28 protein-coding genes and 1 tRNA gene are annotated in these 24,078 nt (G+C 63.0%); 9 read left to right on the forward strand and 20 right to left on the reverse strand.

Translation table 11 applies throughout. The features are described from left to right. The first annotated feature begins 159 nt into the window (after positions 1-159). A complete protein-coding gene (locus V9K93_RS02820) occupies positions 160-792 on the forward strand; it encodes a GyrI-like domain-containing protein (protein WP_295377566.1) in 633 nt (210 codons plus the stop codon). Positions 793-805: 13 nt separating this feature from the next. After that, positions 806-1,141: a hypothetical protein gene (locus tag V9K93_RS02825; protein ID WP_295377563.1), complete on the forward strand. Its 336-nt coding sequence runs from the start codon at positions 806-808 to the stop codon at positions 1,139-1,141. 179 nt (positions 1,142-1,320) lie between these two features. Here V9K93_RS02825 and V9K93_RS02830 read toward each other — a convergent pair whose 3' ends face one another. The 8 genes from V9K93_RS02830 to V9K93_RS02860 form a co-directional block, all read right to left on the reverse strand. Further along, positions 1,321-1,860, reverse strand: coding sequence for a hypothetical protein (locus V9K93_RS02830; protein WP_295377560.1), 540 nt, complete (start codon positions 1,858-1,860; stop codon positions 1,321-1,323). Between the two features lie 875 nt (positions 1,861-2,735). Next, the gene (locus tag V9K93_RS20785) at positions 2,736-3,107 is read right to left on the reverse strand and encodes a DUF7668 domain-containing protein (RefSeq protein WP_489686263.1); all 372 of its coding nucleotides are present in this window, start codon (positions 3,105-3,107) and stop codon (positions 2,736-2,738) included. A gap of 2 nt (positions 3,108-3,109) precedes the next feature. Next, positions 3,110-3,955, reverse strand: coding sequence for an RHS repeat-associated core domain-containing protein (locus tag V9K93_RS02835; RefSeq protein WP_337302045.1), 846 nt, complete (start codon positions 3,953-3,955; stop codon positions 3,110-3,112). 1 nt (position 3,956) lies between these two features. After that, a complete protein-coding gene (locus tag V9K93_RS02840) occupies positions 3,957-4,319 on the reverse strand; it encodes a hypothetical protein (RefSeq protein ID WP_337302046.1) in 363 nt (120 codons plus the stop codon). Between the two features lie 2 nt (positions 4,320-4,321). Beyond that, positions 4,322-5,023: an RHS repeat-associated core domain-containing protein gene (locus tag V9K93_RS02845; RefSeq protein ID WP_337302047.1), complete on the reverse strand. Its 702-nt coding sequence runs from the start codon at positions 5,021-5,023 to the stop codon at positions 4,322-4,324. 15 nt (positions 5,024-5,038) lie between these two features. Then, a complete protein-coding gene (locus V9K93_RS02850) occupies positions 5,039-5,245 on the reverse strand; it encodes a hypothetical protein (protein WP_337302048.1) in 207 nt (68 codons plus the stop codon). A gap of 346 nt (positions 5,246-5,591) precedes the next feature. Then, on the reverse strand, positions 5,592-5,849 hold the full coding sequence (locus V9K93_RS02855; protein ID WP_046983285.1) for a hypothetical protein: 258 nt from the start codon (positions 5,847-5,849) through the stop codon (positions 5,592-5,594). Between the two features lies 1 nt (position 5,850). After that, entirely contained in the window at positions 5,851-6,777 is a 927-nt protein-coding gene (locus V9K93_RS02860; RefSeq protein WP_248298434.1) for an RHS repeat-associated core domain-containing protein, read from the reverse strand. A 499-nt stretch (positions 6,778-7,276) separates the two neighbouring features. Here V9K93_RS02860 and V9K93_RS02865 point away from each other — a divergent pair, with 499 nt between their 5' ends. After that, complete coding sequence (locus tag V9K93_RS02865) at positions 7,277-8,461, forward strand: site-specific integrase (protein WP_337302049.1); 1,185 nt, start codon at positions 7,277-7,279, stop codon at positions 8,459-8,461. A gap of 91 nt (positions 8,462-8,552) precedes the next feature. On the opposite strand, the gene V9K93_RS02870 is transcribed toward V9K93_RS02865, so the two are convergent. From V9K93_RS02870 to V9K93_RS02885, 4 genes are all read right to left on the reverse strand, one after another. After that, the gene (locus V9K93_RS02870) at positions 8,553-9,068 is read right to left on the reverse strand and encodes a hypothetical protein (RefSeq protein ID WP_337302050.1); all 516 of its coding nucleotides are present in this window, start codon (positions 9,066-9,068) and stop codon (positions 8,553-8,555) included. A 71-nt stretch (positions 9,069-9,139) separates the two neighbouring features. Then, entirely contained in the window at positions 9,140-9,520 is a 381-nt protein-coding gene (locus tag V9K93_RS02875; protein WP_049431447.1) for a hypothetical protein, read from the reverse strand. Between the two features lie 229 nt (positions 9,521-9,749). Beyond that, the gene (locus tag V9K93_RS02880) at positions 9,750-9,965 is read right to left on the reverse strand and encodes a hypothetical protein (RefSeq protein ID WP_337302051.1); all 216 of its coding nucleotides are present in this window, start codon (positions 9,963-9,965) and stop codon (positions 9,750-9,752) included. 49 nt (positions 9,966-10,014) lie between these two features. Then, positions 10,015-10,740 carry a hypothetical protein gene (locus V9K93_RS02885; RefSeq protein WP_337302052.1) on the reverse strand — a complete coding sequence of 242 codons (726 nt, stop codon included), beginning with the start codon at positions 10,738-10,740 and terminating at the stop codon, positions 10,015-10,017. Between the two features lie 313 nt (positions 10,741-11,053). On the opposite strand from V9K93_RS02885, the gene V9K93_RS02890 reads away from it, so the two are divergent. Beyond that, positions 11,054-11,335, forward strand: coding sequence for a CRISPR-associated protein Cas2 (locus V9K93_RS02890; RefSeq protein WP_197648335.1), 282 nt, complete (start codon positions 11,054-11,056; stop codon positions 11,333-11,335). On the opposite strand, the gene V9K93_RS02895 is transcribed toward V9K93_RS02890, so the two are convergent. The 4 genes from V9K93_RS02895 to V9K93_RS02910 form a co-directional block, all read right to left on the reverse strand. Continuing rightward, positions 11,308-11,607, reverse strand: coding sequence for a hypothetical protein (locus tag V9K93_RS02895; protein WP_337302053.1), 300 nt, complete (start codon positions 11,605-11,607; stop codon positions 11,308-11,310). The genes V9K93_RS02890 and V9K93_RS02895 overlap by 28 nt on opposite strands. Then, positions 11,600-12,112, reverse strand: a complete 513-nt coding sequence (locus V9K93_RS02900) for a hypothetical protein (protein WP_337302054.1) — start codon at positions 12,110-12,112, stop codon at positions 11,600-11,602. Before V9K93_RS02900 ends, V9K93_RS02895 begins: the two co-directional genes overlap by 8 nt. Positions 12,113-12,725: 613 nt before the next feature. Continuing rightward, positions 12,726-15,092, reverse strand: coding sequence for a bifunctional DNA primase/polymerase (locus V9K93_RS02905; RefSeq protein ID WP_337302055.1), 2,367 nt, complete (start codon positions 15,090-15,092; stop codon positions 12,726-12,728). Between the two features lie 3 nt (positions 15,093-15,095). Then, entirely contained in the window at positions 15,096-15,395 is a 300-nt protein-coding gene (locus V9K93_RS02910; RefSeq protein ID WP_337302056.1) for a helix-turn-helix transcriptional regulator, read from the reverse strand. A gap of 437 nt (positions 15,396-15,832) precedes the next feature. Between V9K93_RS02910 and V9K93_RS02915 the strand changes: the two genes are divergently transcribed. Together V9K93_RS02915 and V9K93_RS02920 are read left to right on the forward strand one after the other, a co-directional pair. Further along, complete coding sequence (locus tag V9K93_RS02915) at positions 15,833-16,777, forward strand: hypothetical protein (RefSeq protein WP_337302057.1); 945 nt, start codon at positions 15,833-15,835, stop codon at positions 16,775-16,777. A gap of 1 nt (position 16,778) precedes the next feature. Then, a complete protein-coding gene (locus V9K93_RS02920) occupies positions 16,779-17,276 on the forward strand; it encodes a hypothetical protein (protein WP_337302058.1) in 498 nt (165 codons plus the stop codon). 41 nt (positions 17,277-17,317) lie between these two features. Here V9K93_RS02920 and V9K93_RS02925 read toward each other — a convergent pair whose 3' ends face one another. After that, entirely contained in the window at positions 17,318-17,779 is a 462-nt protein-coding gene (locus tag V9K93_RS02925) for a hypothetical protein (protein WP_337302059.1), read from the reverse strand. A gap of 87 nt (positions 17,780-17,866) precedes the next feature. On the opposite strand from V9K93_RS02925, the gene V9K93_RS02930 reads away from it, so the two are divergent. Then, a complete protein-coding gene (locus V9K93_RS02930) occupies positions 17,867-18,157 on the forward strand; it encodes a helix-turn-helix domain-containing protein (protein ID WP_337302060.1) in 291 nt (96 codons plus the stop codon). An 82-nt stretch (positions 18,158-18,239) separates the two neighbouring features. Here the strand turns inward: V9K93_RS02930 and V9K93_RS02935 are convergent. From V9K93_RS02935 to V9K93_RS02945, 3 genes are all read right to left on the reverse strand, one after another. Continuing rightward, positions 18,240-18,315: transfer RNA gene (locus V9K93_RS02935), tRNA-Thr, on the reverse strand. A gap of 50 nt (positions 18,316-18,365) precedes the next feature. Beyond that, complete coding sequence (locus V9K93_RS02940; protein WP_136638346.1) at positions 18,366-19,370, reverse strand: 2-hydroxyacid dehydrogenase; 1,005 nt, start codon at positions 19,368-19,370, stop codon at positions 18,366-18,368. Positions 19,371-19,468: 98 nt separating this feature from the next. Further along, positions 19,469-22,342 carry an autotransporter outer membrane beta-barrel domain-containing protein gene (locus V9K93_RS02945; RefSeq protein ID WP_337302061.1) on the reverse strand — a complete coding sequence of 958 codons (2,874 nt, stop codon included), beginning with the start codon at positions 22,340-22,342 and terminating at the stop codon, positions 19,469-19,471. A 230-nt stretch (positions 22,343-22,572) separates the two neighbouring features. On the opposite strand from V9K93_RS02945, the gene V9K93_RS02950 reads away from it, so the two are divergent. Both V9K93_RS02950 and V9K93_RS02955 read left to right on the forward strand, forming a co-directional pair. Beyond that, entirely contained in the window at positions 22,573-23,106 is a 534-nt protein-coding gene (locus tag V9K93_RS02950; protein ID WP_136638348.1) for an RNA polymerase sigma factor, read from the forward strand. Then, positions 23,103-24,071 carry a FecR family protein gene (locus V9K93_RS02955; RefSeq protein ID WP_337302062.1) on the forward strand — a complete coding sequence of 323 codons (969 nt, stop codon included), beginning with the start codon at positions 23,103-23,105 and terminating at the stop codon, positions 24,069-24,071. Before V9K93_RS02950 ends, V9K93_RS02955 begins: the two co-directional genes overlap by 4 nt. Positions 24,072-24,078 lie beyond the last annotated feature (7 nt).

The following is a 24,078-nucleotide window of genomic DNA, read 5'->3' on the forward strand; positions in this document are numbered from 1 at the left end:
TGTCGCACTGCGTGGCATGGCGGGCAGAACGCCCGAGCGCAGCATCCTGGCACCGGGCGATGGCGGGGGCTCCGACCGGGTTCGGCAAAGTCGACTGAACCTGTTCAGGCATGTTTGCCGGGGCATGGACATGGGATGCTCCACGCAGGAGGAAGGCCCATGGACAAGATCGACTTCAAGCGACGCGATCGCGCGCTGTACCAGCCCCCGGCGGGCCGGTTCGTGACGGTGAACGTACCGCCGCTGCCCTACCTGATGGTCGACGGCCACGGCGACCCGAACACCGCCCCGGCCTACCTGCAGGCGGTGCAGTGGCTGTACGCGGTGAGCTATGCGCTGAAGTTCGCGTTGAAAGCCGACGGACAGGACTACGTGGTGCCGCCCTTGGAAGCGCTGTGGACGGCCGAGGATCCCGCCAGCTTCGTGGCACGCCGCAAGGATGAGTGGGTGTGGACGGTGATGATCCGTACGCCGGAGGGGATCAGTCCAGAGCAGCTGGAGGCTGCCCTCGGCAAGGCGCGGAAGAAGCTGGGTGAGGCGCCGGCCAGCCTTCGCCATGAAACGCTCGAGGAAGGTCTCTGCCTGCAGACCCTGCATGTGGGTGCCTACGATGACGAAGGGCCGATCCTGGCGCATCTTCATGACGAGCTGATGCCTGCTCTGGGATATGCCTTTGCCGGCCCCCATCACGAGATCTACCTGAGCGACCCGCGCAGGACCGAAGCTGCTCGGTTGAAGACCGTGCTGCGGCAGCCGGTGCGCTTGCGCTCTGGTGAGGGCTCACGCCCATGACACAAGGAACGCCATGCGCCTGATTGCGAGACTGCTGCACTGGACCACCCTGCCCGCTGGGCGCCGCGTGATGGCTGTGCTCGGTACCCTGCTGGTGATCGTATTGGCCTGCAATCCGGATCTGCTGCCGTTGTTGCCGGTGATGGATGCGCTGGGGCTGGATGTGCTGGCGCTGCTGCTGGGTGCACAGGTGATGGCGATGCTGCCTTGGTTGCGGGAGGCTGGCCTGCGATCTGCGCGTGTGTTGCGGCGGTTGCTGCTGGGTGTAATGGCCGGTGCGGTGGGCGGGTACCTGCGGCAGCTCGCATGGTGGTTGGCGCGGGATGCGGTGATTGTGGGGCGTGGATAAGGTCGCGCCGCTACCGGTGCCGCGGCCACCGACGATCTCCCAAACGCACAAACGAAAAGCCCCGACCAAGGTCGGGGCTTTTCATGCAACTGGTGCCGGAAACAGGAGTCGAACCTGCGACCCACGCATTGTCAGGCGGAAGACATGACTGAGAAGATTGGGCATACCCAGTGAGAGAGTCAGCCCGCCCCCTCGATCGATACGAAGACGTAGTCATTTGCCGGAAATTGCCACGAACAAGGGGCTACATCTCCCGGCAAAGTCAAGAGCAGTGCACCCGGCACGTCCACCGCAACGACCGAGAGGATACGGTCATCAGAGAAGTGCAGGCGAATACCAGAGTCAACGATCAATCCAGCACCTTGCCAACGAACGATTTCAACACACGTAACGTCAAGTGCTTCCGAAAGCTCTAAATTGACCCACTCACATTTCGATTCAGCCAGAGCACCCGACAAGATCTCAACATTAATGGTTCCAAATTCGTCCCACCCCTGAACAACGGTACGGGAAGATGTCAACTCAAGAAACACATTGGAATCAAAGCTCAAGACTACTTGCCAAGCCAGGCTCGCTGTCTGCGTAGAGGGAACCCTGCAGGTCAGAAGCCGACGCCCCTGGAGCAGCTGAGCCACTTCACTCGGCTTCGCACCATCCCACTGCATCGGCAAATAACGCGTGCCGTCCGGAAGTACATCAATCGTAGTGTAGGGTTTCATGTGGCTTGTCACCATTTGCCGAGATGTCGATGCTCTTGCCGCCCGAGCTGTTCGTCTCGCGACCAAAGACGCCATTCTCTCCGATCTGTGCCCCAGGAGGAGCGCTGTTCCCGCGAACTGTGGGCCTGGTATCTCCGGCGAGCGCTTTGAGATCATCGTCATAGTTACCGGTACCACCGAACTCCGGCTTCAGATTTCCGCTCGTATGGCGGCTGCCACTTTTGTTCGGGCCTGCCAAGGGGCTACCCTGATCACCCACGAGATCAGTTGGAAGGGCCGGAGCCCTGACACCACCATTACCCGTTCCTGCTCCGTCTGAGCTACCAGCCTCACTCTTTTGGAACAGTCTCTTTACACTTCGATCTATCGCTTGCCCTGCCTGCTGACGTTGCTCAGGCGTCGTACTCAGATAGTAGACCGTCGCAACAACAAGCGGACCGATTACAACCGGTGCAAGGATGGTCGGGGTGCGCCCATCCGGATCCGTGAACTTGTACGGATTGCCGTTCGCATACCGATCGCGATTGAACTGTCCAACTGGCTGCTCATAGGATGCACCGACAGGAACACCCCCAACTGCGGATCCATGTACCGCTGCTGCATGTAGCTCAGCCACGTAGCCGAGTCGCTCACATCCCCGGTGTACGCCGGGCCATCCGTGACCTGACCGCCTACCACTGCCCCGTAGGGCTCTTAGTCATAGCGTTTGATCACGTTGCCGTTGGCATCGCTCTCGGCCACAACCGAGCCCAGCGCGTCCGTGTGGATGTATGTGACCGTCTGGGCACCGGCAGAAACCACAACACTCCATGTAGCCGCCGGTTCAGTCATCACTTAATCTGAAAACCGATGAAATTCAAACGGACTCGCAGGTTCTACGGCACGTATACCAAAACCACCTCGTATCGATATCCATCGCCAACTTCGTACACATGAGCCTGAAGCACTAGATCACTCCTCCCCTCCTCTTCTGTGTAAAGATCAACCAGAACATTCCAAAAATCTCCATACCAAATGCATACGGAAGAGTTCCAGGATTCGTCTGGCAACCTCTTCAAGTGTGCGCCATACGCGCGAATGCTCTCTTGCGCGCTTGCCCACACACCTGGGGCCTGAAGGGTTACCCGCGGTAGCGATGGTTCGCCCCCTTGGATCAGCGCATCAACGATGGCTGCGAGCGTGGGCCGCCAAGCTTGCGGCACCGCAATCTCGTTCTCACCATCTTTAGCTATGGTCACCTCATTCATTGCTAATCTCTCCCGTGCAATTGCTTGTGGCAGTCCAAACAGACCTCGGCATGATTGGAGGATGTTGTAGGACCACCGTCGGCGTGTCGCTCGACATGATGCCCGGCGGAATTGCTCCGATCAATTGACGTCCCGCAGCCCGTCGCGCACTTTCCACCTTGTTCAGCTCGCTTGGATTCTCGTGCGGAATCAGTGAACAACCGCTGTAGGTCTCGTTGTGCTACTGGAACTGACCCCGGCCCCGTGGGTGGCTTTGGAAGATCTCCAACCATCTTGCCCGCGTCGCCGAGCTTGTCTGCTGTGCGCGCACCGTCAACAGCCTTCTCAAGCCCCCTGGCGGCCTTGATTGCCGCAGCCGCGCCTCCGGGAACAAAGGGCACTGCAGCTGCCGTCGCATCAATCGCCACGCCGATTGAGTCGACAATACCCGCCCCAACATTGCCTTGGCTAAAGTTCGAGTAGGCACTGGTCGCGCCCATTGCGATGTTTGCAACGTCCCATACGGTTTCGACGATGCGCCCGTCAGGATCTTTGAACTTGTAAGGATTCCCGTTCGCATACCGGTATCGATTGAACTGTCCAACAGGCTGTTCATACGCAGTCACCGGATCCACCGACAGGAACACCCCCAACTGCGGATCCATATACCGCTGCTGCATGTAGCTCAGCCCCGTAGCCGAGTCGCTCACATGCCCGGTGTACCCCGGGCCATCCGTGACCTGACCGCCTACCACTGCAGCGAATCCCTCGCCAATCAAAGAGTTCCAACGCCCCCAAAACAAAAAGCCCCGACCAAGGCCGGGGCTTTTCATTACAACTGGTGCCGGAAACAGGAGTCGAACCTGCATTTCATCTCAGTCCCGGGTCTGTCGGTCCAGCGATATTTCCGGTTCCGACCATCCTGTCCAGACTCTCCTCAAATACCTCACCATCTTCAATGTAGAGCTGAACTTCGTGGTCGGATGATAGCCGGATGTCCAGTACCCATACTTGCGGCGCGCCAGCAAGCGCATCGCACAGATCACCTGTAGACACCTCTAACGGCCTGTTCACCATCCGCTCTCGAAGATGACCCAAGGTCGCTTTTGACTTCGCTCCCGAAGGGACATCCAAATGCGATAGCAGCCAAATATCACTCGTGCTGAAGCTCTCTCTTAACGCCTCAACTACCCTGTCTCCCGTGATTGGAAAGTCCCAAGCGTTTACGGTCATGACTATCCGCCTCCGTTAAGCGGCCGCGCGGGTCCGCGTGAAGGAGTGCCCCCGGTAGCACTCGGCTCGTAAGGATGTTCGTGCGGGTTCGTATGACTGCCCGGCCGGCCGTGGTCAGTAAAATCAATAGTCTTTACCGGCCTCCCCTGACCGTCGAATTCTCTCGCCTGGTCGTACTTTCCATTTCTACCATCTCGCTGACCCAGTTGCGTATGCGGGCCAGCCGCATCCGGTTCTGGTGCAGGCTCACCATTGGGCTTCGTGGGTAGTGGTCGGTCGGGGAAACGATTGGGTATTGGCTGCCCGTCTCGCCCCCGCCGAACTGTATCCCGACCTGCGGGACGTTCAGTGGGCCTCGAAGTTGGCCTTCCACTTGGCCCGCTCTCGCGATTCCCCCCGGATGTATCCTCACTGCGCTGGATGTTTCCACCGGGGTTGGGAACCGGGATGGGAAGGATGTAAGGGGCCGGCATAGGAATCGCTTGCCGTCCATCAGGATCAGTGAACTTGTAGGGATTCCCGTTCGCATACCGATACCGATTGAACTGCCCCACAGGCTGCTCATACGCCGTTACCGGATCTACCGACAGGAACACCCCCAACTGCGGATCCATGTACCGCTGCTGCATGTAGCTCAGCCCGGTGGCCGCATCGCTCACATGACCGGTATACCCCGGCCCGTCCGTGACCTGACCGCCTACCACTGCCCGGTAGGGCTCTTAGTCATAGCGTCTGATCACGTTGCCGTTGGCATCGCTCTCGGCCACAACCGAGCCCAAGGCGTCCGTGTGGATGTAGGTGACCGTCGTCTGGGCAATTGCGGCTGGCGACACGCCAAGGCCAATGAGCAGCACGCAGCAAAGCCAGGTGCCAAATGCCCCCAACTTGCGAATTCGATCTTCAAATCCTCCAAAGCGGGTCGACACACCGCCTGCAGTTCCCCCGAACCTGCGCATCCTTCCAATCCCTGAAAGTGCCTTGAAGCAAGGCTGGGTATTCATGGCACAGGAATGGCCGGGTGCGGTTTCCGGTTCAGGAACAGTGCTAGGAGCTAGGCTCCTGAGAAGCCGGGGGGGGCCAGCAGGCCGCGAGGTTCGGGAATCGCGGGCTGCTAGCCATGGGCTGGCACTACTGGGGGGCCGGCCAGCGGCCAGCACTACCAGAGCACAAAAAAAGCCCCAACTAGAGGCCGGGGCTTTTCATTGCAACTGGTGCCGGAAACAGGAGTCGAACCTGCGACCCAGCCGCCTACGACTCCAAATAAACCATTGCCTAGTCGCTGGACGCATCAGTCTGATTAGCGATAGCGCCAACGAAATCGATGATCTCTTCGATCTCGACGCCTCGTTGATTAGGCTCATCGTCAGATCCCAAACCGGTCTCCGAAAACTCTTGCACTAATGCATCGATCAGCGACTCGCGGTCCTGTTTGACAAGGTGCTTGATGCCCTCTTCAGGCAAGTGAAGGCTGTGCTTCGCTGCGATTTCAACCAACAGAGAATGCAGACGGGACGAGATAGACCGTTTCATTTCACTTCACCTTCGGGTCTCTCAACCCATCGCTGCTTCTTGGAATGGCAGTTATGACCTTCCCCTCACCATTCAGGACTACCTTCGCATCTTTCCCGGTGTAAGCAGTCCTGCCACCGACCTGCTCGGCGACCTTCGCAGGGTCTTTTACCGCCGATAGTATGGCCTTTGCAGAAACACCTCTGCCACCATCGCGGGAGATCGCCTGATTCAACCCATGCTTCGTGTATCCGGTGATCTTTCCCGCCACCGCGCCAGAGGTGCCCGTGACACCAGCAGCTCCTGCACCAATTTCGGCTGCCGTGGCAACTGCTCCTGGATTTGCCATTGCGACCAGACCTACCTCTGCCAGCACTGGAGCGGCCAGAACTGCTGTCAGTGCAGCGCCAATTGCCGGCCCGAGTCTGTCGCTTGGATTTTTGGGCGGTGGAGTAATCGGCTGCCCATTCGTGGCGTCGTTGACTACCTTGAAGGCTGCACCACTCTCCCGCCCGTCTGGATCCGTGAACCTGTACGGATTCCCGTTCGCGTACCGATAGCGATTGAACTGCCCAACCGGTTGCTCATACGCCGTCACAGGATCCACCGACAGGAACACACCCAGCTGCGGATCCATGTACCGCTGCTGCATGTAGCTCAGCCCGGTGGCCGCATCGCTCACATGCCCGGTATACCCCGGTCCGTCCGTGACCTGACCGCCTACCACGGCGCCGTAGGGCTCGTAGTCATAGCGCTTGATCACGTTGCCGTTGGCATCGCTTTCAGCCACGACCGAGCCCAACGCGTCCGTGTGGATGTACGTGACCGTCGTCTGGGCAACTGCGGCTGGCGACACGCCAAGGCCGATCAGCAGCACGCAGCACAGCCAAGCGCCTAAGGCACCCAGCTTGTGAATTTGATCTTCAACTCCCCTGAAGCTGGTCGACACACCGCCTGCAGTTCCCCCGAACCTGCGCATCCTTCCAATCCCTGAAAGTGCCTTGAAGCAAGGCCGTGTATTCATAGCACAGGAATGGCCGGGTGCGGTTTCCAGATCGGGAACAGGGCGCGGCGCTAAGCGCCTGGGAAGCCGGGCTGGCCGCGAGATTCGGAAATTAGGGGCTGCCAGCCATGGGCTGCCACTACTGGGGCCGGCATTCCGCCGGGCATGGCCCGGCGCTACCAAAGCACAAAAAAAGCCCCGACCAAGGCCGGGGCTTTTCATTGCAACTGGTGCCGGAAACAGGAGTCGAACCTGCGACCTACGCATTACGAATCGCTGCGCGCGCATAGTGCCATGATTTGGTATCAGATGGCCTAAGTGCGCTTACAGCAAGGGAGAACCGCGACCTAATGAGGCTTCAGGGCCACTTACGGCGCGTCTGAACACGGCATCTTGTGGTGCGAAACCGTGTCCGTGCCGTGGCCCCGCCACCCACGGAGCCAGCATGAAGTCGAAGATCACCCAGTCCCTCGTCGAGAGGGCACCGAAGCCTGAGCCGGGCAAGTCGGCCCTATACGCCGACACCGAGATGAGGGGGTTCTACCTCATCGTCACCCCCACCAAGCGCAGCTTCTACGTGCAGTCCCTTGTCAACGGCCGACAGGTCAGAACGAAGATGGGCGACCACCCGGCGATGGACGCCAAGCAGGCCAGGGATGCCGCCCGGCAGACGCTGGTCGGCATGCGGGGCGGCACCAACCCGAACGAGGAGCGCCGCCGGGCGCGTGCGCGCGGGATCACCTTGCGCGAGGCGCTCGACCTCCACCTGGCCGCGAAGCCGCTGTCACCGCGGACCAAGGACGACTACCGCTATAACTGCGAGCAGTATCTGTCCGACTGGCTCGACCGCCCGCTGGCCGAGCTCGGCGCGGACCGCTCGGGCGTGCGCGACAGGCACCGCCGCATCACCGGGCGGCACGGCGCGCCCTCGGCGGACAACGCCTTCCGCATCTTCAGGGCCGTGTATAACCGGGGCCTGCGCGAGCACCCCGACCTGCCGCCGAACCCCTGCGGGAATGTGGACTACCACGGGCTGCGGCGCCGCAAGGTCGACGCCCCGACGGACAGGCTCAAGGCGTGGGGCAAGGCGGTGCTCGGTCTCCACCCGGTGCGGCGGGACCTGCACCTCTTCATGGTGCTGACGGGCATGCGGCGCACGTCTGCCTGCGAGGCACGAGCATCCGACCTGGACGTCGCCTCCGGGCGACTGCACGTGCCCAAGCCCAAGGGCGGATCGACCCGAGCGTTCGACCTGCCGCTGTCCGGGCCGCTCGCCGACTTGCTCGGCCACCGCGTCGAGGAGAACCCGCGCCTCCACCGCAAGACGCCGTGGCTGTTCCCCGCCGAGTCTAAGTCGGGCCACGTCGCCGAGATCGCGCAGCACGAGCTCGACGGACTGACGGGCCACGCCCTGCGGCACACGTTCGCCACGCTGGCGGTGCAGGCGGGCGTCCCGCTGCTTGAGCTGAAGTACCTGCTCAACCATGCGGCGAGCAACGTCACGATGGGCTACATCCACGTCGGACCCGAGCACCTGCGAAAGCATCAGGAGGCGGCGTCGCGCTACATCCTCGAACAGCTCGGCCTTGAATGGGCCAAGGGCGAATGGCCCCCGACACTGATCTCCTAATCCACCGTCGGGACGTGATCGCGCACAAACGAATGAAAAGAAAGGGCCACCGCGAAGGTGGCCCTTTTTCGTGCACGGCGGGAGAACGGCGTCAGTCGTTGGATGGCGCGGGCTCGACCATCCGGACGGTGGACAGCGCCTCGGCGGACTGCTCCTCGTCCATGTCGGCCGGGTGGTGCTTCTGACGCGGCGGCACCTCGACGCCCCTCTTGCGCATGTCGTTGGCGTACCAGCGCACCGACTTGGCCGTGGCGGCCGCGCCCGCAGCCTGTGCGTTGACCATCTCCGCGATGAGCGCGTGCGGGTAGCCCGCAGGGTCCATCAGGATGGCGCGTGCGAGCGCGCCGACACCAAGGCCACGCGGCTTCTTCTCGGTGGCATCCGGCGCTTCGGCGGCCTGAACCTTCGGCTCTGCGCGCTGCGCGGTCGCCTTGGGCTTCTTCGGCTGCCCGAACGAGGCCAAGTCGATGTTCTTGTCGGCCGCGACCTGCTCGATCCGGGCGACGAGCTTGGTTCGGGTCGCGAAGGTCTTGGGACCAGCACGCTTGTCGGCGATCCGGTTGTGCAGGGCCAGCAGTTCCTTGGTGGGCATTCCTTCCAGCTTCATGACGTTCTCCTACGTGTTGGTGGGCACGTAGGCATTAGGTCGTGGTTCGCTGGACTCGGGAGCCCCCCCCCTTATTGATTAGCCGCCATAGCAAGGGTGTCCTGCTCTTCAAGCTCCTCCTCGGCTGTCGGGCTCGACGCGGCAGGACGATTCGCGATCAACGCTGTGACATCGCTCCACTCCTCCATACGGAATACGTGCACCCTATTCACATGGGCGCAGAAGTTTGGGGCCTGAGTTTGCAGAACTCCTTGCAAGGTCATCAACGCGGTAATTGGATCTTGATCGCTGACGGTGTGATACAGCGATCCCTGAGGGTGTGCAGTGAAACCGCAGGTCGCCAGTGCCTGTGGGATTTCAACTTGGTACACACGAGTGATTTGAGCGTTCGTGAAGCCGGCAGCGCGCATGCCGACAGTATTCAAGTCAAACGCGATCGCGTAGTTAGCCATATACCCTCCATCCCTTGGTTAGTAGTCATATGACGATATACCTATGCAAGATGATCGGCAAACCACTTAGGGAAGACCGAGGGATTGGGCCACCTAACTGGCCGTCGGCGCGCGAAATCGCCTAAACGCATGAAAAATAAGGGGATGCCATTGAGGCATCCCCTTTGATACATAGCCGGAACACCCATCGCCCCTTTGCGCACCCATCGTTCCGGCCGCGTTTGCCCAGTCAGCAGAGCGCGAGGTGCGCCTGCCCGTATCCCAGCCGATCGGCCCGGCGCTTGGTCTCGCGGTCCACGTACAGGTCCAGTGCGCGGCAGTACGGAACACCTGCCAAGCGGGCCGCGTCGTCAAAGTACTCGGAATAAGGCCGCACGCCCGCCGCCTCGGCCCGCTCGGCCAAGGACTCGAGGACATCTCGGCCGGTGCGCAGGGCAGACACCATGCCTGCGAGCGCGATGGCCGCCGGGTGGTCCGCTGAGTAGTGGGCCAGCCTACGCATCGCCGTCGTCCCCGATAAGTGCGCGATCGATCTGCTGCTCGCGCATGGCCAGCGAGACCGTGCTGAGCGGGTTCGCCTTGCCGGCGGTCCAGGCACGGATGGCCACCAGGATGCCCTGGAGGCGAGCGTCGCCCAGCTTGATGTACTCCCGCACCTTCAGGTAGTCGTCCTGCCTCATGGCCCCCGCGAACTCGGCGGGACCGACAGGCCGGTCCTTCGTGGGCAGCCTGTCGATCAGGGAGAGTACGGCGGACGCGAGTGCAACGTTGGCCGTGCCGACGGCGACCTGGGCCATGTGCCCAAGCTCGGCGGGACCAGCGTGCTGGAGCTGCTGGACGTACTCAGTGCGCTTCGGGTCGCCCAGCGCGGCGCGTGCCAGGACCTTGGCCGGGGAATCGTAAAAATCTCGCTGACCGACGAGCTGCGCGTGCGGTGCGCCGGCGTCCTTGAGGATCTTGTCGAGCTCGGCCCTGGAGTTGTCGCGGATCTCGCGGACGGTGGCGAGGGTCTCATTCTGGGCGAAGCGAGCGAGGTCGCCGGAGGAGAGGCCCGGCGCGCTCTTCCAGCGTGCAGCGATCTGCTGCTTACGGGCCGCGACGTCCTTGTTCAGTCGCTCGATCGTGGCGAGGGCGCGCTTGTGGAGCACGTCCAGCTGCGAGGCGAGCTCGCCGATCTGCTGGGGACTGAGTAGCGGGGTGTCGCTGAGGGTGATCTTCATGCTCGTGTGCTCCGGTGGGGTCGTGGTCCTCCGGTCGCTTGTCACGAGCGCGTCCCCGGCCTCGGGGTGGTCTGCGCGCCAATGCGCTGACCGGATGCCTGCAATGTGTCGCGGAGCGTAGGGCGCGAACGCCATCGTTCTCCGAACGTGTTTCCGTCGAAGCTGCCGACGTCGCCCCGGGTTACGAATCAAGGGCTTGGCATCGCGCCACCCGCTGATGGAATGTAAGAGGACAATAATTGTCGCAGCGCGTGAGACTTATTCATGCTCTGATTAAGAGGCATCAACCAGATGCTTTCAGGGGAAATGGCCCATGGCCAACAATCTAGTTGTGTCTTATGACCTGTACAGCCCAGGACAGGATTACTCGAAGGTTACTGATGCGATCAAATCCTTGGGCTCGTGGGCAAAGGTTCACAAGTCCGTCTGGTACGTCAACTCCAGCTACACGGCATCCCAAGCTGTCGATAAGGTCTGGGCAGCAATGGATCGCAACGACTCACTATTTATTGTTGACACCACCAACAATAATGCCGCGTGGCAGAACTTGAATGAGAAGGTCTCCGATCATGTAAAGGACCAGTGGCACAAGTGAGTAAACGTCGACCGGGGCGACTGTGGTTCGTCTCCCCGGTTGACGCTACCATGCTCGCGCCGGTCCTCGTACTCAAGCGACATGCGCTCCCACTCGCCTGCGTCCAGGCGCGGCACCGGGCCGACGCAGGTCATCTCGCTGCGACGGGCCAGGGCGTCGCGACCGCCCATCGCTTGGACCGCATCGGGCGCGGTGCCGTTGATCGCGTCTAGCATGGCGTCGATCTGGGCCGCCCTCTGTACTACTTCGGCCACGCTCAGGTTCTCACTCATCGTCTTCCTCCAGCGGCCGCGCAGCGTTGTACTTGCCCAAGAGCGTCACCAGCTGGGCGCGCTCGTCGGCGGGCATCGCCAGCAGCGCGTCGGCCGACAGGCCCGTGTCCTCGACCCTGACGCGCAGCCTATCCGCCATCTGCTCGCCGTAGCGGAACTTGAGCAGCACCTCCAGGAGCCTGTCGCTGTGCTTCCTGACGGTGAGCGGCCTTTCCTCGCCGGTCGTCGGGTCTGCGGTGGTGGCGAGGCGCCCCTGGTGGATAACCGGCTCGTCGTAGCCGATCGCGGCGCGCCTGTACGCCTCGTCCAGCAGCGCATCTAGAGCGACCTCGATCGCCTTCTCCCACCGCGTGCGGAACTCGATGTCGTTGGCCTTGTGGTAGAAGGCCGTCTGCCTGCTGATGCCCGCCGCTGCTGCGGCCTGCTTGGGCGAGCACGTATCCTCCAGCACCTGGAAGAACAGCTCGCGACGTTCGGGCGTGAAGATGTTCGGGATGGAAAGCACGGCTGCGGTCTCCGGGATGAAAAGTGGCTTACGTTGTGATGGTGTCGTGCTTACACGCTCAGGCACGCCATCGTTCAAGCAGTCGGATCAACGGCTTGGATGGCGTCGGTCCTCTGATGCTCGATTAGGTGGCGCACATCGGTGGGACGACCTGGGCCGTTCGCCTCGCGCGCGAGGGACAGAACGCACACGGTCGGAAGGACGATCAGCCGCGTTCCCCGCGTCAGTCGTCACGCCCGCCGCGCTCGGCCAGGCTCAGTCCACGCCGACTTGCGCATCCGGCGCGCAGCACGACGTTCTCAAGGGCAACTCCGAAGCCGTGCGCAAAGCTGTTCGCTGTTTTTTCTTTGCTTTACTTAGCTTTATTGATCTATGAACAACTTGAACAGCTTGTACAGCTTATTTCTCACCGACGACGAATCGAAAGTCTCCCCGCAACAGAGTGGCGTGTCGGCGAGGTCTGCGTGGCGCCGAAAATCCTAAAACGATTTCGGAGTCGAAAAACGCGTTCGGGCTGTTCGCCGATTCATAAGCGCATGATCCGTAAAGCGAAACGAGCAGAAAGAAGCCGTTCGACACGTCAGGCGTCGAACGGCCGCGATGCTGTCCTCCCTTAACCCCAGAGCTGCGAGGGCCTTGCCTTGACGATTTCGGCGAACGCGGCGCGCGCCTGGTCGAGCGCGGGGACGACGTACACGCGCTTGTCCTTGCGGGCGCCGCTCCTGATCTGCCGCGACTCAACGCCGACCTTAGTGAGCAGCACCCTCGCTAGGCCGGGCAGCGGCCTCGGGTGCCGGGTGCGGCTGCGGGCGAAGGCCAGGTAGCTCTCGTACATGTCGACCTTGTCGAGCACGACCTCGCCGGCCTGCCAGTCCCTCTCCTCGTCGTAGCCCGGCAGCTCGGCTTCGTACAGTAGCGAGTACCACCAGGAGAACTCGGCGTCCATGCCGCGCAGCTTCTGCTCGGCGAGTGCTCCGTTCTGCGGGATGTCGTTTCGCGGGTGCCACCCCCGGATGTCGCGCGCGAGCATGTCGTGCAGGAAGGCGGCGCGGCCCCCGTTGTCGAGCTGGCGGTTAAGCGCGCGGAAGAACGCGTGGTCGTCCTTGCGGGAGTCGTTCACCTCGAACACAGCGAAGCGCCGCTCGCCGTCCAGGCCGGCGGGCACGACCCAGTCGGAGTTGGAGGCCATGACGATGTGGATCAGGTTCTTCCCCATCACCGCATCGCGCCCCTTGCCCTCGTAGGCGACTGTCGGCTCCGTCACGAGCGCCTTCAGCTTCGCCTCGCCGGACTTGTCGCCCGCCCAGAACGCCTCGTCGGCGAACAGGCAGATGCAGTTCTGGAGGTGCGAGTTGAAGCGCCCTGTGATGTGCTCCGGCGAGCTGATGTGCAGGCCGTGTGCCCCGGCGATATGCTGTAGGACGCGGCCCAGCGTGCCCTTGCCTGTACCCTTCGCGCCCCTGAACGCGATAGCCACCTCGGCGGCCTCGGACGGACGCTGGAACATGGCAGCCATCCAGTTCAGCACGTAGCGGTAGCCCTGCGGGTCGCCGTCTGTCAGCACCTCGCGGATGAGGCGGTTCAGCAGCGACCAGTCGCCCGGCGCCGGATCGACCGCCCAGCCGCGCCACAGGTTCAGCCACCCAGCGTGGTCGCCCGAGGGGTCGAAGATGACGCCCTTGTACTGGCGCCGCTGCGGGTGCTTCAGCCAGAACTGCGCCCGCGTCGTCGGCCTGTCGTTGACCTGCTCGACGAAGCTGTTGCAGTAGAGGTTCTGGAAGTCCTCCTTGGTGGAGCGCTGGTAGAAGTGCCTCCCCAGCACCGGGTCAAACTCCTCGGTGAAGACGCGGAACTTGCCGTTCTCCATGACGACGCAGTGCTGGGCATTCATCTCCTCCAGCACGGCGGCCTTGCCCTCGGGCTTCGGTGGCTCGCGCAGCATCGCGTCGTCCACGCCCCGCCCGAGTTCGGCTGGGTCCTCGTATGCGTCGAAGTCTTCCTCCGGCGCGCCGTGCGGTATACCCGCGCCGTGCCTCGCGAGTACCTGGTGCAGGTGGCGCACCGTTGTCGGCCTGCCCCCCTGGCCCGTGCGGGACGCGAGCGAGTCCCAGCGGTAGCCGATGGACTCCGCGTGGTCACCGTAGCCCGCGGCCTGCGTGCTCCAGGCGATAAACTCCTCCCGGCCAGCGCCTGCGGTGGCGTGGTGGCAGGCACACATGAGCTGGAACCAGTCGTCGTGCGTGCCCTCGCCGTAGTCGTCGGCGGGCAGGCCGGCCAGCGCGGCGGCAAGCTGCGACGGTGCGACCTCGCCCCACCTGTCGGCGTCGCCCGTCCCGGCAGGCATCTCGACCTGGCGGACGCGCAGCAGTTCGAGCAATGCGGCCTGCGCGTCGGGCGTCTCGTCGGGGCCGAGCATCCAGAACTCCGACTCGTACCTGCGCCCGGTCTCCGGATGCACCGATCCAGGCGCGACAACCTGCCCGCCCTGCTTCTTGAAGTCGATGCCGGGGTACTGCGGCAGCCTTCCGACGGTGGCGAGCCCCTCCGGCTTGCGCAGATAGTAGTGGTGTCCGCCCCCGCCCGTGGCGACGTGCGGGGAGCGCCCCAGGTCCAGGCCGCAGTCGGCGACCAGTGCACGCAGCGAGGCGTCCCCGCCGTTGCGCGGGTCCACGTCCACGACAAGGTCCGTCGGCCCCAGGCGCACACCCAGGTTGCTGCCTCGGGCTCGCGCCTCCGCAATAACGGCGGCGGTGGCGTAGCGGCGGTTCGGCCAGTCCTTGTCCTTGGGCGCCTTGCCGCCGTGCCTCAGGGGGATCAGCTCGTAGCCGGCGCGGGCCAGGAACTCGACGTCGTCGAATGATGGCGTATCGACGGGGCGACGGGCGGCATCATTGATCCCGTGAGCTTCGGCAAGCTCCATCTCCTGGTCAGTTGTAACCTTGCGCCCGCCTTGCATGCGGGCGTTTTCTTTTGCGGCCATCGGTCAGCCCTCCGCGTTGGCGGTGCGGGCGGCGAGCATCGCGGCGGCAACCTTGCGGACGCCCTCGCTCATCGGCTCGCCCTTGGCGTACTCGCGCAGATCGCCCATGCGATAGCGGATCAGCTTCGGTCCGACGCGGACGTACTTCGGGCCGCCGCCGTGGCAGCGATACCACGCCAACGTGGCGGGCTTCAGCCGCAGGTATGCGGCGGCCTCCTCGGGCTTGGTCATCGCCTCGTCGGGGAGGGCGTGCAGTTCGGCCAGCTCTTCGGGGGTGAGCTTCTTGGGTTCGGGGGTAGTCACAGGCGTGCTCCATCTCCAAATTCCCACGGAGGCGGAATGCCACCGGGGGACTGGGCCTGCTGTGCGTCGCAGAGATGGGCTGCTCAGTTCGTCATGCTGGGCTGGCCTCGGCTGTTCTTGCCACCGAAAGCACTTCTGATCGCCATAGCCATTGCCGACGATCCTCGGGCCGCTGGTCAACAGCTCGATTAACCACACTGTACCCGGACGACTCGCATGCTGACACCAACGTTGTGCCCGGGCTCCCCGGTGAGCCCGAGTCTCCCGGTTCGGTCCGGGCTGTTCGGTATCAGGCCGCGCGGCCACGGACGCGACACAGGCAGCCTGGCGAGCCTGGGCAGTCTTAATCGCTGCGACGCAGCAGGAGCAGACTTTGACTTTGAACCTCCCGCCCCTGAATATCCATTCAGGAATGCCAACACAGGGGGAAATGGACAATGCCAGCAGACCAAACCACCAAGACGGTTTACTACCTGCGCGCCAGGCGCGACGATCAGCCTTTTGACCTTCAGTCGATCGCAAAAAAGGCGCGCAAGAAGAAGAGCACCTGCGATGCCACCGAGATCGAACTTGGAGGCGGCGACGTGGTGCGGATTCAGCACTTCAGCAATTCCAACGGGCGTACGCTGATGCACCTAACGCGATATGTTCCTGGCGTTCAGGCATCAACGCTTCAGCCCAAGGCAACTACCGCTGAAGATGATGAAGGGGCACAGCCGCCGCCGAGGGGCAAGGAGTTCAAGGACGGGGACTGCTTCCTTTTCCTGAAGGATCACCATGTCCTTTACTGTGGACACGGCATTAGCAAAAGCAAAGCGTCCTTGTACTTGTCCCTGCTTTTCAGGGAAGCTGACCTCCATGACGATTCCAGCGGCTTCGATCTCGTTCCTGCGAGCAACCTGGACAAACTGCAACTGATCCAGGATCACGGCGTCAAGTCCATTCAACTGGCCGTGAGCGCCTTCGATCTGAGCTTGCCGAAGGCGCGCCGCACCAGCTGGATCGCAAAGTCTCTCGGTTCTCTCGGCGATGAGCTTGGCGCGCTAGTAGGTAAGGACCAGTCGCTGACCAAACAGAAGGCGCTGGAGGACCTCATTGTGAATGTTGAGGTCAAGCTGGATGGCAACACCCGTGCGATCCAGAGCTCTCAGGACTTTATCGAGGATCTCGCAGAGACGGTACTTGATGAGGACACCGAGACGCCCGTAAGCGAGTTCACGATCATCACCCAGAAGAACGAGCGCATCACTTCCGGGGAAATCCGACTTCAGACGGGCGTGAAAGTGGAAACGAAGGATAATTCCGTCAGTCACACCAGCGTATGGGGTGAGATGGGAACCTATTTCGACCAGATAACGCAGGGGAACCTGCTGGAGCAATGACGTGCGTCGCCTCGAAGTTGACTGGAGCCGAATCGGACTGTTCGCCGCGATCGCCGCCGTTTCGGCGGTGATCGGCTGGTATGGGCAGCCGTTCGTCCACGGTAACGACGAAGCCCGCGGTGTGATCGTCAACGTATTCTCGATCCTGGCCGGCTTTCTCATCACAGTGATGACGCTTCTGGGCGAGCCCGGCCTATATCGAGGACGTACGTGGCGTTCGGACGCTGTCAGGCGAAGCAACGTCTACCAGAGGCTCGTCCGGCACAAGTGGCTTTTCATCTCTTACTTGATTGTGCTTGCCTTGGTCTTTCTAACGACCATCGTGGCCAAGCGCGAGCCGGACGGGCGACTGGTCACCTGCCTGGAAGCGCTTTATCTCGGCTTCGCTGCCTTCGCGTTCATGTACTCACTGATGCTTCCGAGCCGATTGCTCAATCTACAGCTAGCGCGCTTCGATGAGCTTGTGGAGTCAAGACGTAACGGCCAAAAACCAGAATGATGATTCGGGAGGTGCCTCGCGCCTCCCATTTGGTGAAGGTGCTACAGGCAAGCGCCAACCCATGCGTCGACGACGTTATCCCGTCCCTCAAGAATGACGCTTTTGCCCCCGGACACGAAGCGCCGGAAGCCGGTGTACCCGCCGAGCTCATTCTTGCCGTTGACCCGGCCGCAGACGACAACGCCGAACTCCTCGGTGTAGTTGGCGCGCACCTCCTTGAACTGTGCGGCGTCCGGGTCCTTCAGCTCGGCCCTAACAGCGCGCTCGGCCGCCACGATCATCTCAGCGCCGAACCACTTCTCATGCTGCGCTTTCTTCTCCGCTAACGTCAGCGGGCGCTCCGGCTCTGGCTTCGACGCCTTGGGCTGCTGCGCCTGCTTCTGCGGCCGCTCGGCCACTGCGGCGGGCGCGACGGCGACAGAGCGCTCGCTGCGCGGCACCCGCTTCGACCCGATCCAGGCCAGGACAACAAGGACAACTAGTAGAACCGCTACGCGCTTCATGTGCTTCCCTTCGGCTTTGATGAATAGTCCATTTTGGACTATTCCAATCCGAACTTTAGCGTGTGATGACCATCAAGTCATCGCACGATGCCTCAATCGACGCACAACTCCGACTACCAGCTTCTGCTAGCCGTTCTCAAAGCGGCTCGTAAGCGCGCGGGAGTGTCGCAGGTCGATTTGGCTATCCGCTTGGGCAACACACAGACTTTCGTCTCAAAGTGCGAGCGCGGTGAGAGACGCATTGACGCCGTGGAGCTGGTCGAGTTCGCCGAGGCACTTGGAATTGCACCGAAAAACCTACTTGCCGAGTACTTGGATCTGCGCGGCGGCAAGTCTTCAGCGAAGGCGCGCAAAGGCAAGAAGTCGCACGGGAACTGAGCATTCGTGCTCAAACCGTGTTCGCGCACATCCCTGAAAAGCACTTAGGCCGCCCAAAGGCGGCCTAAGTGCTTGATGTACATGGTGCCGGAAATAGGAATCGAACCTACGACCTACGCATTACGAATGCGCCGCTCTACCAACTGAGCTATTCCGGCTGAGCCCGCGATTTTACGGGCTGGGCGCCCCGGCGGTCAATCCACCCGGCTCAGCCTGCCTCCACCCGGTTCGCACACACCCGCCCCGCCGCGAAATCCCGCAGATTCCCCAGCGTGATCGCCGAGATCTCCTGCAGCGCCTCTACGGTGAAGAAGCCCTGGTGGCCGGTCACCAGCACGTTGGGGAAGGTCATCAACCGCTGGAAGGCCTCATCGTCGATGATCTCGCCGGACAGGTCCTGGAAGAACAGCGCGCTCTCCTGCTCGTACACATCGATGGCCAGATGACCCAGCCGGCGCGACTTCAGCGCGCGGATCACCGCATGGGTATCGACCAGCCCGCCGCGCGAGGTATTGACCAGCATCGCGCCCGGCTTCATCCGCACCAGTGAGGTGTCGTTGATCAGATGCTGGGTGTCCGGTGTCAAAGGGCAATGCAACGACACAATGTCTGCGCGGGCCAGCAGTTCCTCCATGCCCACCATCTCGCCCACATCCGCAAAGCCTGCCGACGGATACGGATCGTGCCCCAGTACGGTGCAGCCCATACCCTTGAAGATGCGTGCGGTGGCCAAGCCTATCTTGCCGGTGCCGACGATGCCGACCGTGCGGCCATGCAGGGTGCGCCCAAGCAGGCCATCCAGCATGAAATTGCCCTCGCGCACGCGGTTGTAGGCGCGGTGGGTCTGACGGTTGAGGGTCATCACCAGTGCCAGTGCATGCTCGGCCACCGCTTCTGGCGAATAGGCCGGAACGCGGGCAACAAACAGGCCAAGCGCCTTTGCCGCTGCAAGATCTACATTGTTGAAGCCCGCGCAGCGCAGCAGCACTGCCCGCACACCCACTGCATGCAGGGCGTGCAGCGCCGGTGCATCAAGTCGATCATTGACGAACACACAGACCGCCGCGCAATCCTGGGCCAGAGCAGCCGTATGCACATCCAAGGCCGCATCGAAGTAGACAAACACGAAGCCCTCTCCAGCGGCGTCGCGCTGGTTGGCTTCCTCAAGGAAACGACGATCGTAAGGGCGGGCGCTGAAGACGGCGATCTGCATGGAAGAGCCTGGGTGGGATGCCACGCCGACCATACCGCAGCAACCCGCCTTCTGGGGACGGCACCAGCGATGTCCACATCGCCGGTGCCGTGTACCGCTTAGAACTTGTAGCCCAGCCCCAGCATCACGCCATTCTGGATCTGCCCGTCGCGGCGCTCGCCTACATAATCGGCCATGATCGAGAGACGCTCGCTGGCCCGGCTGGTCACACCCAGGTTCCAGGCCAGCACCTGCTCGCCCACGGCCTGGCTGCTTGCACCGAACACCAGATCAGGTGCAGCGGCGAAGCCGGTGCTGTAACGGGCCTGCGAGTCGCCCAGTTCCTTCTGCCAGACCACGCGGGCGCGCGGCGTGATGCGCTCGCCGTTGTTGCCCTCGAAGGTCTTGAACAGCTGCAGGCCTGCGCCCACGCGGATGCTCTCCAGGCTGCCGCTGCGACCCACCAAGGCACCCGCGCCCTGGCCTTCATTGAAGCGGGTGGCCGAGGTGCGCGCGTAATCCACCACCGGCAGCAACGGCTGGATCACCAGTCCCTTGCCGGTGGTGAAGGAGAACGCGTGCTCCGCCCGTGCGGAGATCGCATCGTTGCTGTACCTGGCGCGCAGTGGCTGCTGCAGGCCATCGATACCGCCGATGCTGCGGCGGGTATCGTGGCGCAGGTCGGTGTAGCGCACCGCTGCCGACAGGTAGCCCCGCGAGTAGGTCGCATCCAGGTAGCCGCCCACGTCCAGCGCGCGCACATCGCCGGTGAACCCGGAGCCGTCAATGGCCTTGGTCGACATGTCGGCCGCTGCCACGCTGACGCCGAGGGTAACGCGGTCATCGGCCACGCGGGTGTCGGCACCGATCACGATGCCGCCGATGTTGTGGCTGAGCCCCGCCACGCCACCGTCGGCATCGATGCGGCCATGGCTGGCGAAACCGCGGGCCCAGATGCCATGGTTGCGTCCAGCATCACCGCTGCCCGCAGCGCTGCCCGACGCCGGCTCGACCAGATGCATGGCGAGCTGGTTGAACAGGCTGCCATGGCGCATGCCCGGTTGAGATGAGACCGACTGCGCGGCCTGCGAAGCCAGGCCGTCGGCGTCCCCGCCGCTGCGCATCGCGGCCTGGTGCTGCTGCACGACGTTGCCGATGCTGCCCACCAGCGCAGTGTCGGCCAGGCGCAGGCTGGCGTGCGCATCACCGCGCAGGGCTCCGGCCTGCTGTGCGATTACGTCGCGATCAGCGAACTGCAGTGCACCGAGCAGCGACTTCAGGCCTTTGTCCTGGCGATCGGAGGCGGTTGCCAATGCGCGGCCCAGGCCATCGCCCGAAGTGCCGTTGGCGAACAGACCCACCTGGTCGAAGCCGGGGTTGGCGGTCAACCACAGACCATCGGCGGTCTGCTTCACATTGAAGCTCAACAGCGAGTTGTGGCGCGGGCGGAACACATCACCACCAGTGATGCTGGCACTGTAGCCGGTATCCCCCAAGCGCACGGCTTCTTCGAAACCACCTTGGTAGATCGGTCCTTCCACCAGATCGCGACGGAAGTCCTGGCCGTAGTAGCCCTGTGCCACGTTCAGTTCGAGGAAGGCGCCCTTGGAGATCACCAGCGCGCCGTCGGTCTGTTCGTCATCGAAGAAGGTGCCCACGCGCAGGCGGCCAGTGGCCGTGCCGCCGCCCTCGGTCACATCGAACAGCACCTTGCCGCCCGGCATGATATTGACGTAGCCATGGGTGACCAGATCGCCACCGCGCGGCATCAGTGTGCCGAACACGCGCAGGCGATTGAAGCCGTCTTCACGGTAGGAAGGGCCAGTGCCTTCGCCCAGTGCATTGAGATCCATCGCCGTGCCGGCAACGTCGCCGTGGCCAACCAGCATGCCAGCCCCGAGCACGCGCACTTCCGAGGCGCGCAGGGCACCGCCTTCCAGGGCGATGGTGCCGTTGTCCACCAGCATGAAGTCCGCACCCGTGGTAGCGGACGTGCGCCAGGTGGCGCCATTGGTCACGCGGATCACACCCATGGCGTTGTCCAGCGTAGAGGCATCCAGATCCGCCAGACGCAGTTTGGACAGCAGCAGGTCCTGGATATCCGGGTCATTCAGGTAACCCTGCACCGACAGCGGGCCGATGCCCTGCGGGCCGCGGCTCGAGGCGTTGTAGATGCTCTGCGCAAGGTTGATGTAGGTGGATTGCCAGTCGGTATTCCAGCGCGCGAAATCATCATCGACGAAGGCCTGCAGCTGGCGTCCGGTACGCAGGTAGCCTGGATTGATATCGCCGCTCACGTTCGCGCTCACATTCAACGTGTCGCCCGGATCGCGGTACCCGTTGGCGGTGATGATCCTGTTGCTGTAGATGTCCTGGCCCGGGAATGATTCCAGCTTGCTGCCGCTGCCATCCGGATCAAAGGTGATGGAGGCCCCCGTGCTGCGGGCTGGATCGCGGAACACCAGCAGCCCGTTCGGCTGTACCACTTCATACATGGCCTTGTGCAGCAGGCCGGCATCCATGCCGCCGCCATAGTTGCCGGTGTAGATCTGGGTCATGCGCGGCGACGGCGTGTAGATCACCTTGCCACCGCTGCTGGCCGCGTGGATCTGCACCGAGTCGATGATCGGCAGGTCGCCGGCCAGATAGCGCTCGACACCACCGGACTGCATGATCGAGCAGGATGAAATGCAGTTGCCGGACACGATGGTGTTGAGGCCGGATGTGCGGATCACTCCCTGCAGCCACTCGCCGGCGATCAACGCGCCACCATTGGAGGTGCGCAATACCACTTCGCGGATCGGCCGGCCTTCGGCCTGCGCTTTGGCCAGCAGTGCCGGCAGGGACACCACGTCGGCGTAGGTCACATCGCCACTCAGGAAGATGCGATCGCCCAGCACGTGATAATTCATTGCCATGACGTCATCAGCCACGGACATGGTGGCGACACCCATCAGCCCGGCCAGGGCCAGGCTCAACTTCGAATACTTCATGTGTTCTCTCTCCACCCGCAACACGCGGGTAGAACGATCAACGCCGCAGCGGGGCGATCTCCCCCAGTGGATCCGGCGCCGAAAGATGAATATATTCACAATGAGAATTCGATCGATGCACACTCTTCCCCATCCGGTCATCGTCGCGTAAAACTCGATGACGCATCTGCCACCGACACGCGAGGCCTGCCCTGTCCACCCCGTCCCCCCTGCTCCATCGCGCGCCGCAGCTGCCCGCGCCTGCGGATGCCTTCATCGCGTTCGTACGCGAAGAACGCGCGCCGCTGTGCGCGTTCCTGCGCACGCGAGGGGTCGGGCCGGAAGATGCGGAGGACATCGCACAGGACTGCATGGAGCGGTTGATCCGCTATCGCGCGCAGGGCCCGGACGAACTGCGCCTGCTGCTGTATCGTATCGCCCGCAACCGCCTGGCAGACCGCGGCCGTTCGCCGCAGTCGCGGCCGCACCTGCCGCTGGCCGAGCACGATGGCAGCGACGAGCCTTCCAGTACCTCGCCCGATCCATTGCGCCAGGCCGAGTCCGGGCAGATGCTTTCCCTGCTGCGGCAGGCCCTGTTCAAACTGCCCGAGCGCGCGCGCGAGGTGTACCTGCTCAACCGGATCACCGGCATGAGCTATACACAGATTGCGCGGCACTGTGGAATCACTGCCAAGACCGTGGAAAAACATATTGCCCGCGCCCTGCAGGGCCTGCGCCAGGAACTGGGGCCGGATCCACTGCACAACGACAGGGACGCTGAATGAGCCGCCACCGGCACATGGAAGACGCCTCGGTGTTCGAACGCGCCAGCACCTGGGTGGCGCGGCTGGAAGCCCCGGACTGCACAGCGGACGAGCGTGAAGCGTTCGAAGACTGGCTGGCTGAGGACCCTGCCCATGTCAAAGCCTGGGTACAGGCCGAGACCCTGTTCCAGCAGGGCGAAGGGCTGGCCACCGACCCCTGGTTGCGGACCGCCGCAGCGCGCGCCGCGCGACCTGCCCGCCGTCGCCTGCTGCCCGGCCTGGCCGCGGCCGCCGGCATCTGCCTGGCCATCGGCATCGGCTGGATGGTTGCGGTGGATGGCAATCCGACACCGCAGCTGTACGCCAATGACACCCGCCTGCCGCGCCAGTTGACCCTGGCCGATGGCAGCGTGGCCACGCTTGATGCTGGCACCACGCTGCGCGCCAGCTTTGGCTGGCGACATCGCGAACTGGATCTGGAGCGCGGACGCCTGCAGCTGCAGGTGGCGCCATCGAGCAAGGCACTGCGGCTGCAGGCTGGCAACAGCACGATCCGCGACATCGGCACCACCTTCCAGGTCGAGCGCCTGCACGATGGCCTGGTCGAGGTCGCACTGCTGGAGGGCGCAGTGGAAGTCAGCAGCGGCACGGCCCAGCACATGCTGGCACCTGGCCAGCAGCTGCAGGTGCTGCCCTCCGGGCGCATCCAGCCTGGCCCGGCGCTGTCATCCAACGCGGCCGCCGAAGGGTGGCTGCACGGGCAACTGGTCTTTGATGCCACGCCACTGTCCATCGTGGTCGAGCGCATGAACCGCTATGGCCGCACGCCGCTGGTGATCGCCGATCCGGAGATCGCCGATCTGGCGGTAAGTGGCACGTTCCGCGCGGGGGATGCACAGGAGCTGCTGTCCGCACTGGAACTGGGCTGGTCCGTTGCTGGCCAGACGCGCCAGGATGGCGCGCTGGAACTGCGCCGCACGTACTGAGGAGGCC

The organism is Stenotrophomonas sp. CCNWLW162, from assembly GCF_037203745.1.
In the GTDB taxonomy this organism is placed as follows: domain Bacteria; phylum Pseudomonadota; class Gammaproteobacteria; order Xanthomonadales; family Xanthomonadaceae; genus Stenotrophomonas; species Stenotrophomonas maltophilia_AQ.

Excerpts from the sequence above, each read along its gene's own strand:
- V9K93_RS20785 (WP_489686263.1), bottom strand. The coding sequence starts at position 3,107 with ATGAATGAGGTGACCATAGCTAAAGATGGTGAGAACGAGATTGCGGTG.
- V9K93_RS02895 (WP_337302053.1), bottom strand. The coding sequence starts at position 11,607 with ATGAGTGAGAACCTGAGCGTGGCCGAAGTAGTACAGAGGGCGGCCCAG.
- V9K93_RS02890 (WP_197648335.1), top strand. The coding sequence starts at position 11,054 with ATGGCCAACAATCTAGTTGTGTCTTATGACCTGTACAGCCCAGGACAG.
- V9K93_RS02865 (WP_337302049.1), top strand. The coding sequence starts at position 7,277 with ATGAAGTCGAAGATCACCCAGTCCCTCGTCGAGAGGGCACCGAAGCCT.
- V9K93_RS02925 (WP_337302059.1), bottom strand. The coding sequence starts at position 17,779 with ATGAAGCGCGTAGCGGTTCTACTAGTTGTCCTTGTTGTCCTGGCCTGG.
- V9K93_RS02825 (WP_295377563.1), top strand. The coding sequence starts at position 806 with ATGCGCCTGATTGCGAGACTGCTGCACTGGACCACCCTGCCCGCTGGG.
- V9K93_RS02915 (WP_337302057.1), top strand. The coding sequence starts at position 15,833 with ATGCCAGCAGACCAAACCACCAAGACGGTTTACTACCTGCGCGCCAGG.
- V9K93_RS02905 (WP_337302055.1), bottom strand. The coding sequence starts at position 15,092 with ATGGCCGCAAAAGAAAACGCCCGCATGCAAGGCGGGCGCAAGGTTACA.
- V9K93_RS02835 (WP_337302045.1), bottom strand. The coding sequence starts at position 3,955 with ATGCAGGTTCGACTCCTGTTTCCGGCACCAGTTGTAATGAAAAGCCCC.
- V9K93_RS02820 (WP_295377566.1), top strand. The coding sequence starts at position 160 with ATGGACAAGATCGACTTCAAGCGACGCGATCGCGCGCTGTACCAGCCC.
- V9K93_RS02955 (WP_337302062.1), top strand. The coding sequence starts at position 23,103 with ATGAGCCGCCACCGGCACATGGAAGACGCCTCGGTGTTCGAACGCGCC.
- V9K93_RS02885 (WP_337302052.1), bottom strand. The coding sequence starts at position 10,740 with ATGAAGATCACCCTCAGCGACACCCCGCTACTCAGTCCCCAGCAGATC.
- V9K93_RS02840 (WP_337302046.1), bottom strand. The coding sequence starts at position 4,319 with ATGACCGTAAACGCTTGGGACTTTCCAATCACGGGAGACAGGGTAGTT.
- V9K93_RS02880 (WP_337302051.1), bottom strand. The coding sequence starts at position 9,965 with ATGGTGTCTGCCCTGCGCACCGGCCGAGATGTCCTCGAGTCCTTGGCC.
- V9K93_RS02945 (WP_337302061.1), bottom strand. The coding sequence starts at position 22,342 with ATGAAGTATTCGAAGTTGAGCCTGGCCCTGGCCGGGCTGATGGGTGTC.
- V9K93_RS02930 (WP_337302060.1), top strand. The coding sequence starts at position 17,867 with ATGCCTCAATCGACGCACAACTCCGACTACCAGCTTCTGCTAGCCGTT.
- V9K93_RS02875 (WP_049431447.1), bottom strand. The coding sequence starts at position 9,520 with ATGGCTAACTACGCGATCGCGTTTGACTTGAATACTGTCGGCATGCGC.
- V9K93_RS02870 (WP_337302050.1), bottom strand. The coding sequence starts at position 9,068 with ATGAAGCTGGAAGGAATGCCCACCAAGGAACTGCTGGCCCTGCACAAC.
- V9K93_RS02940 (WP_136638346.1), bottom strand. The coding sequence starts at position 19,370 with ATGCAGATCGCCGTCTTCAGCGCCCGCCCTTACGATCGTCGTTTCCTT.
- V9K93_RS02855 (WP_046983285.1), bottom strand. The coding sequence starts at position 5,849 with ATGAAACGGTCTATCTCGTCCCGTCTGCATTCTCTGTTGGTTGAAATC.
- V9K93_RS02830 (WP_295377560.1), bottom strand. The coding sequence starts at position 1,860 with ATGAAACCCTACACTACGATTGATGTACTTCCGGACGGCACGCGTTAT.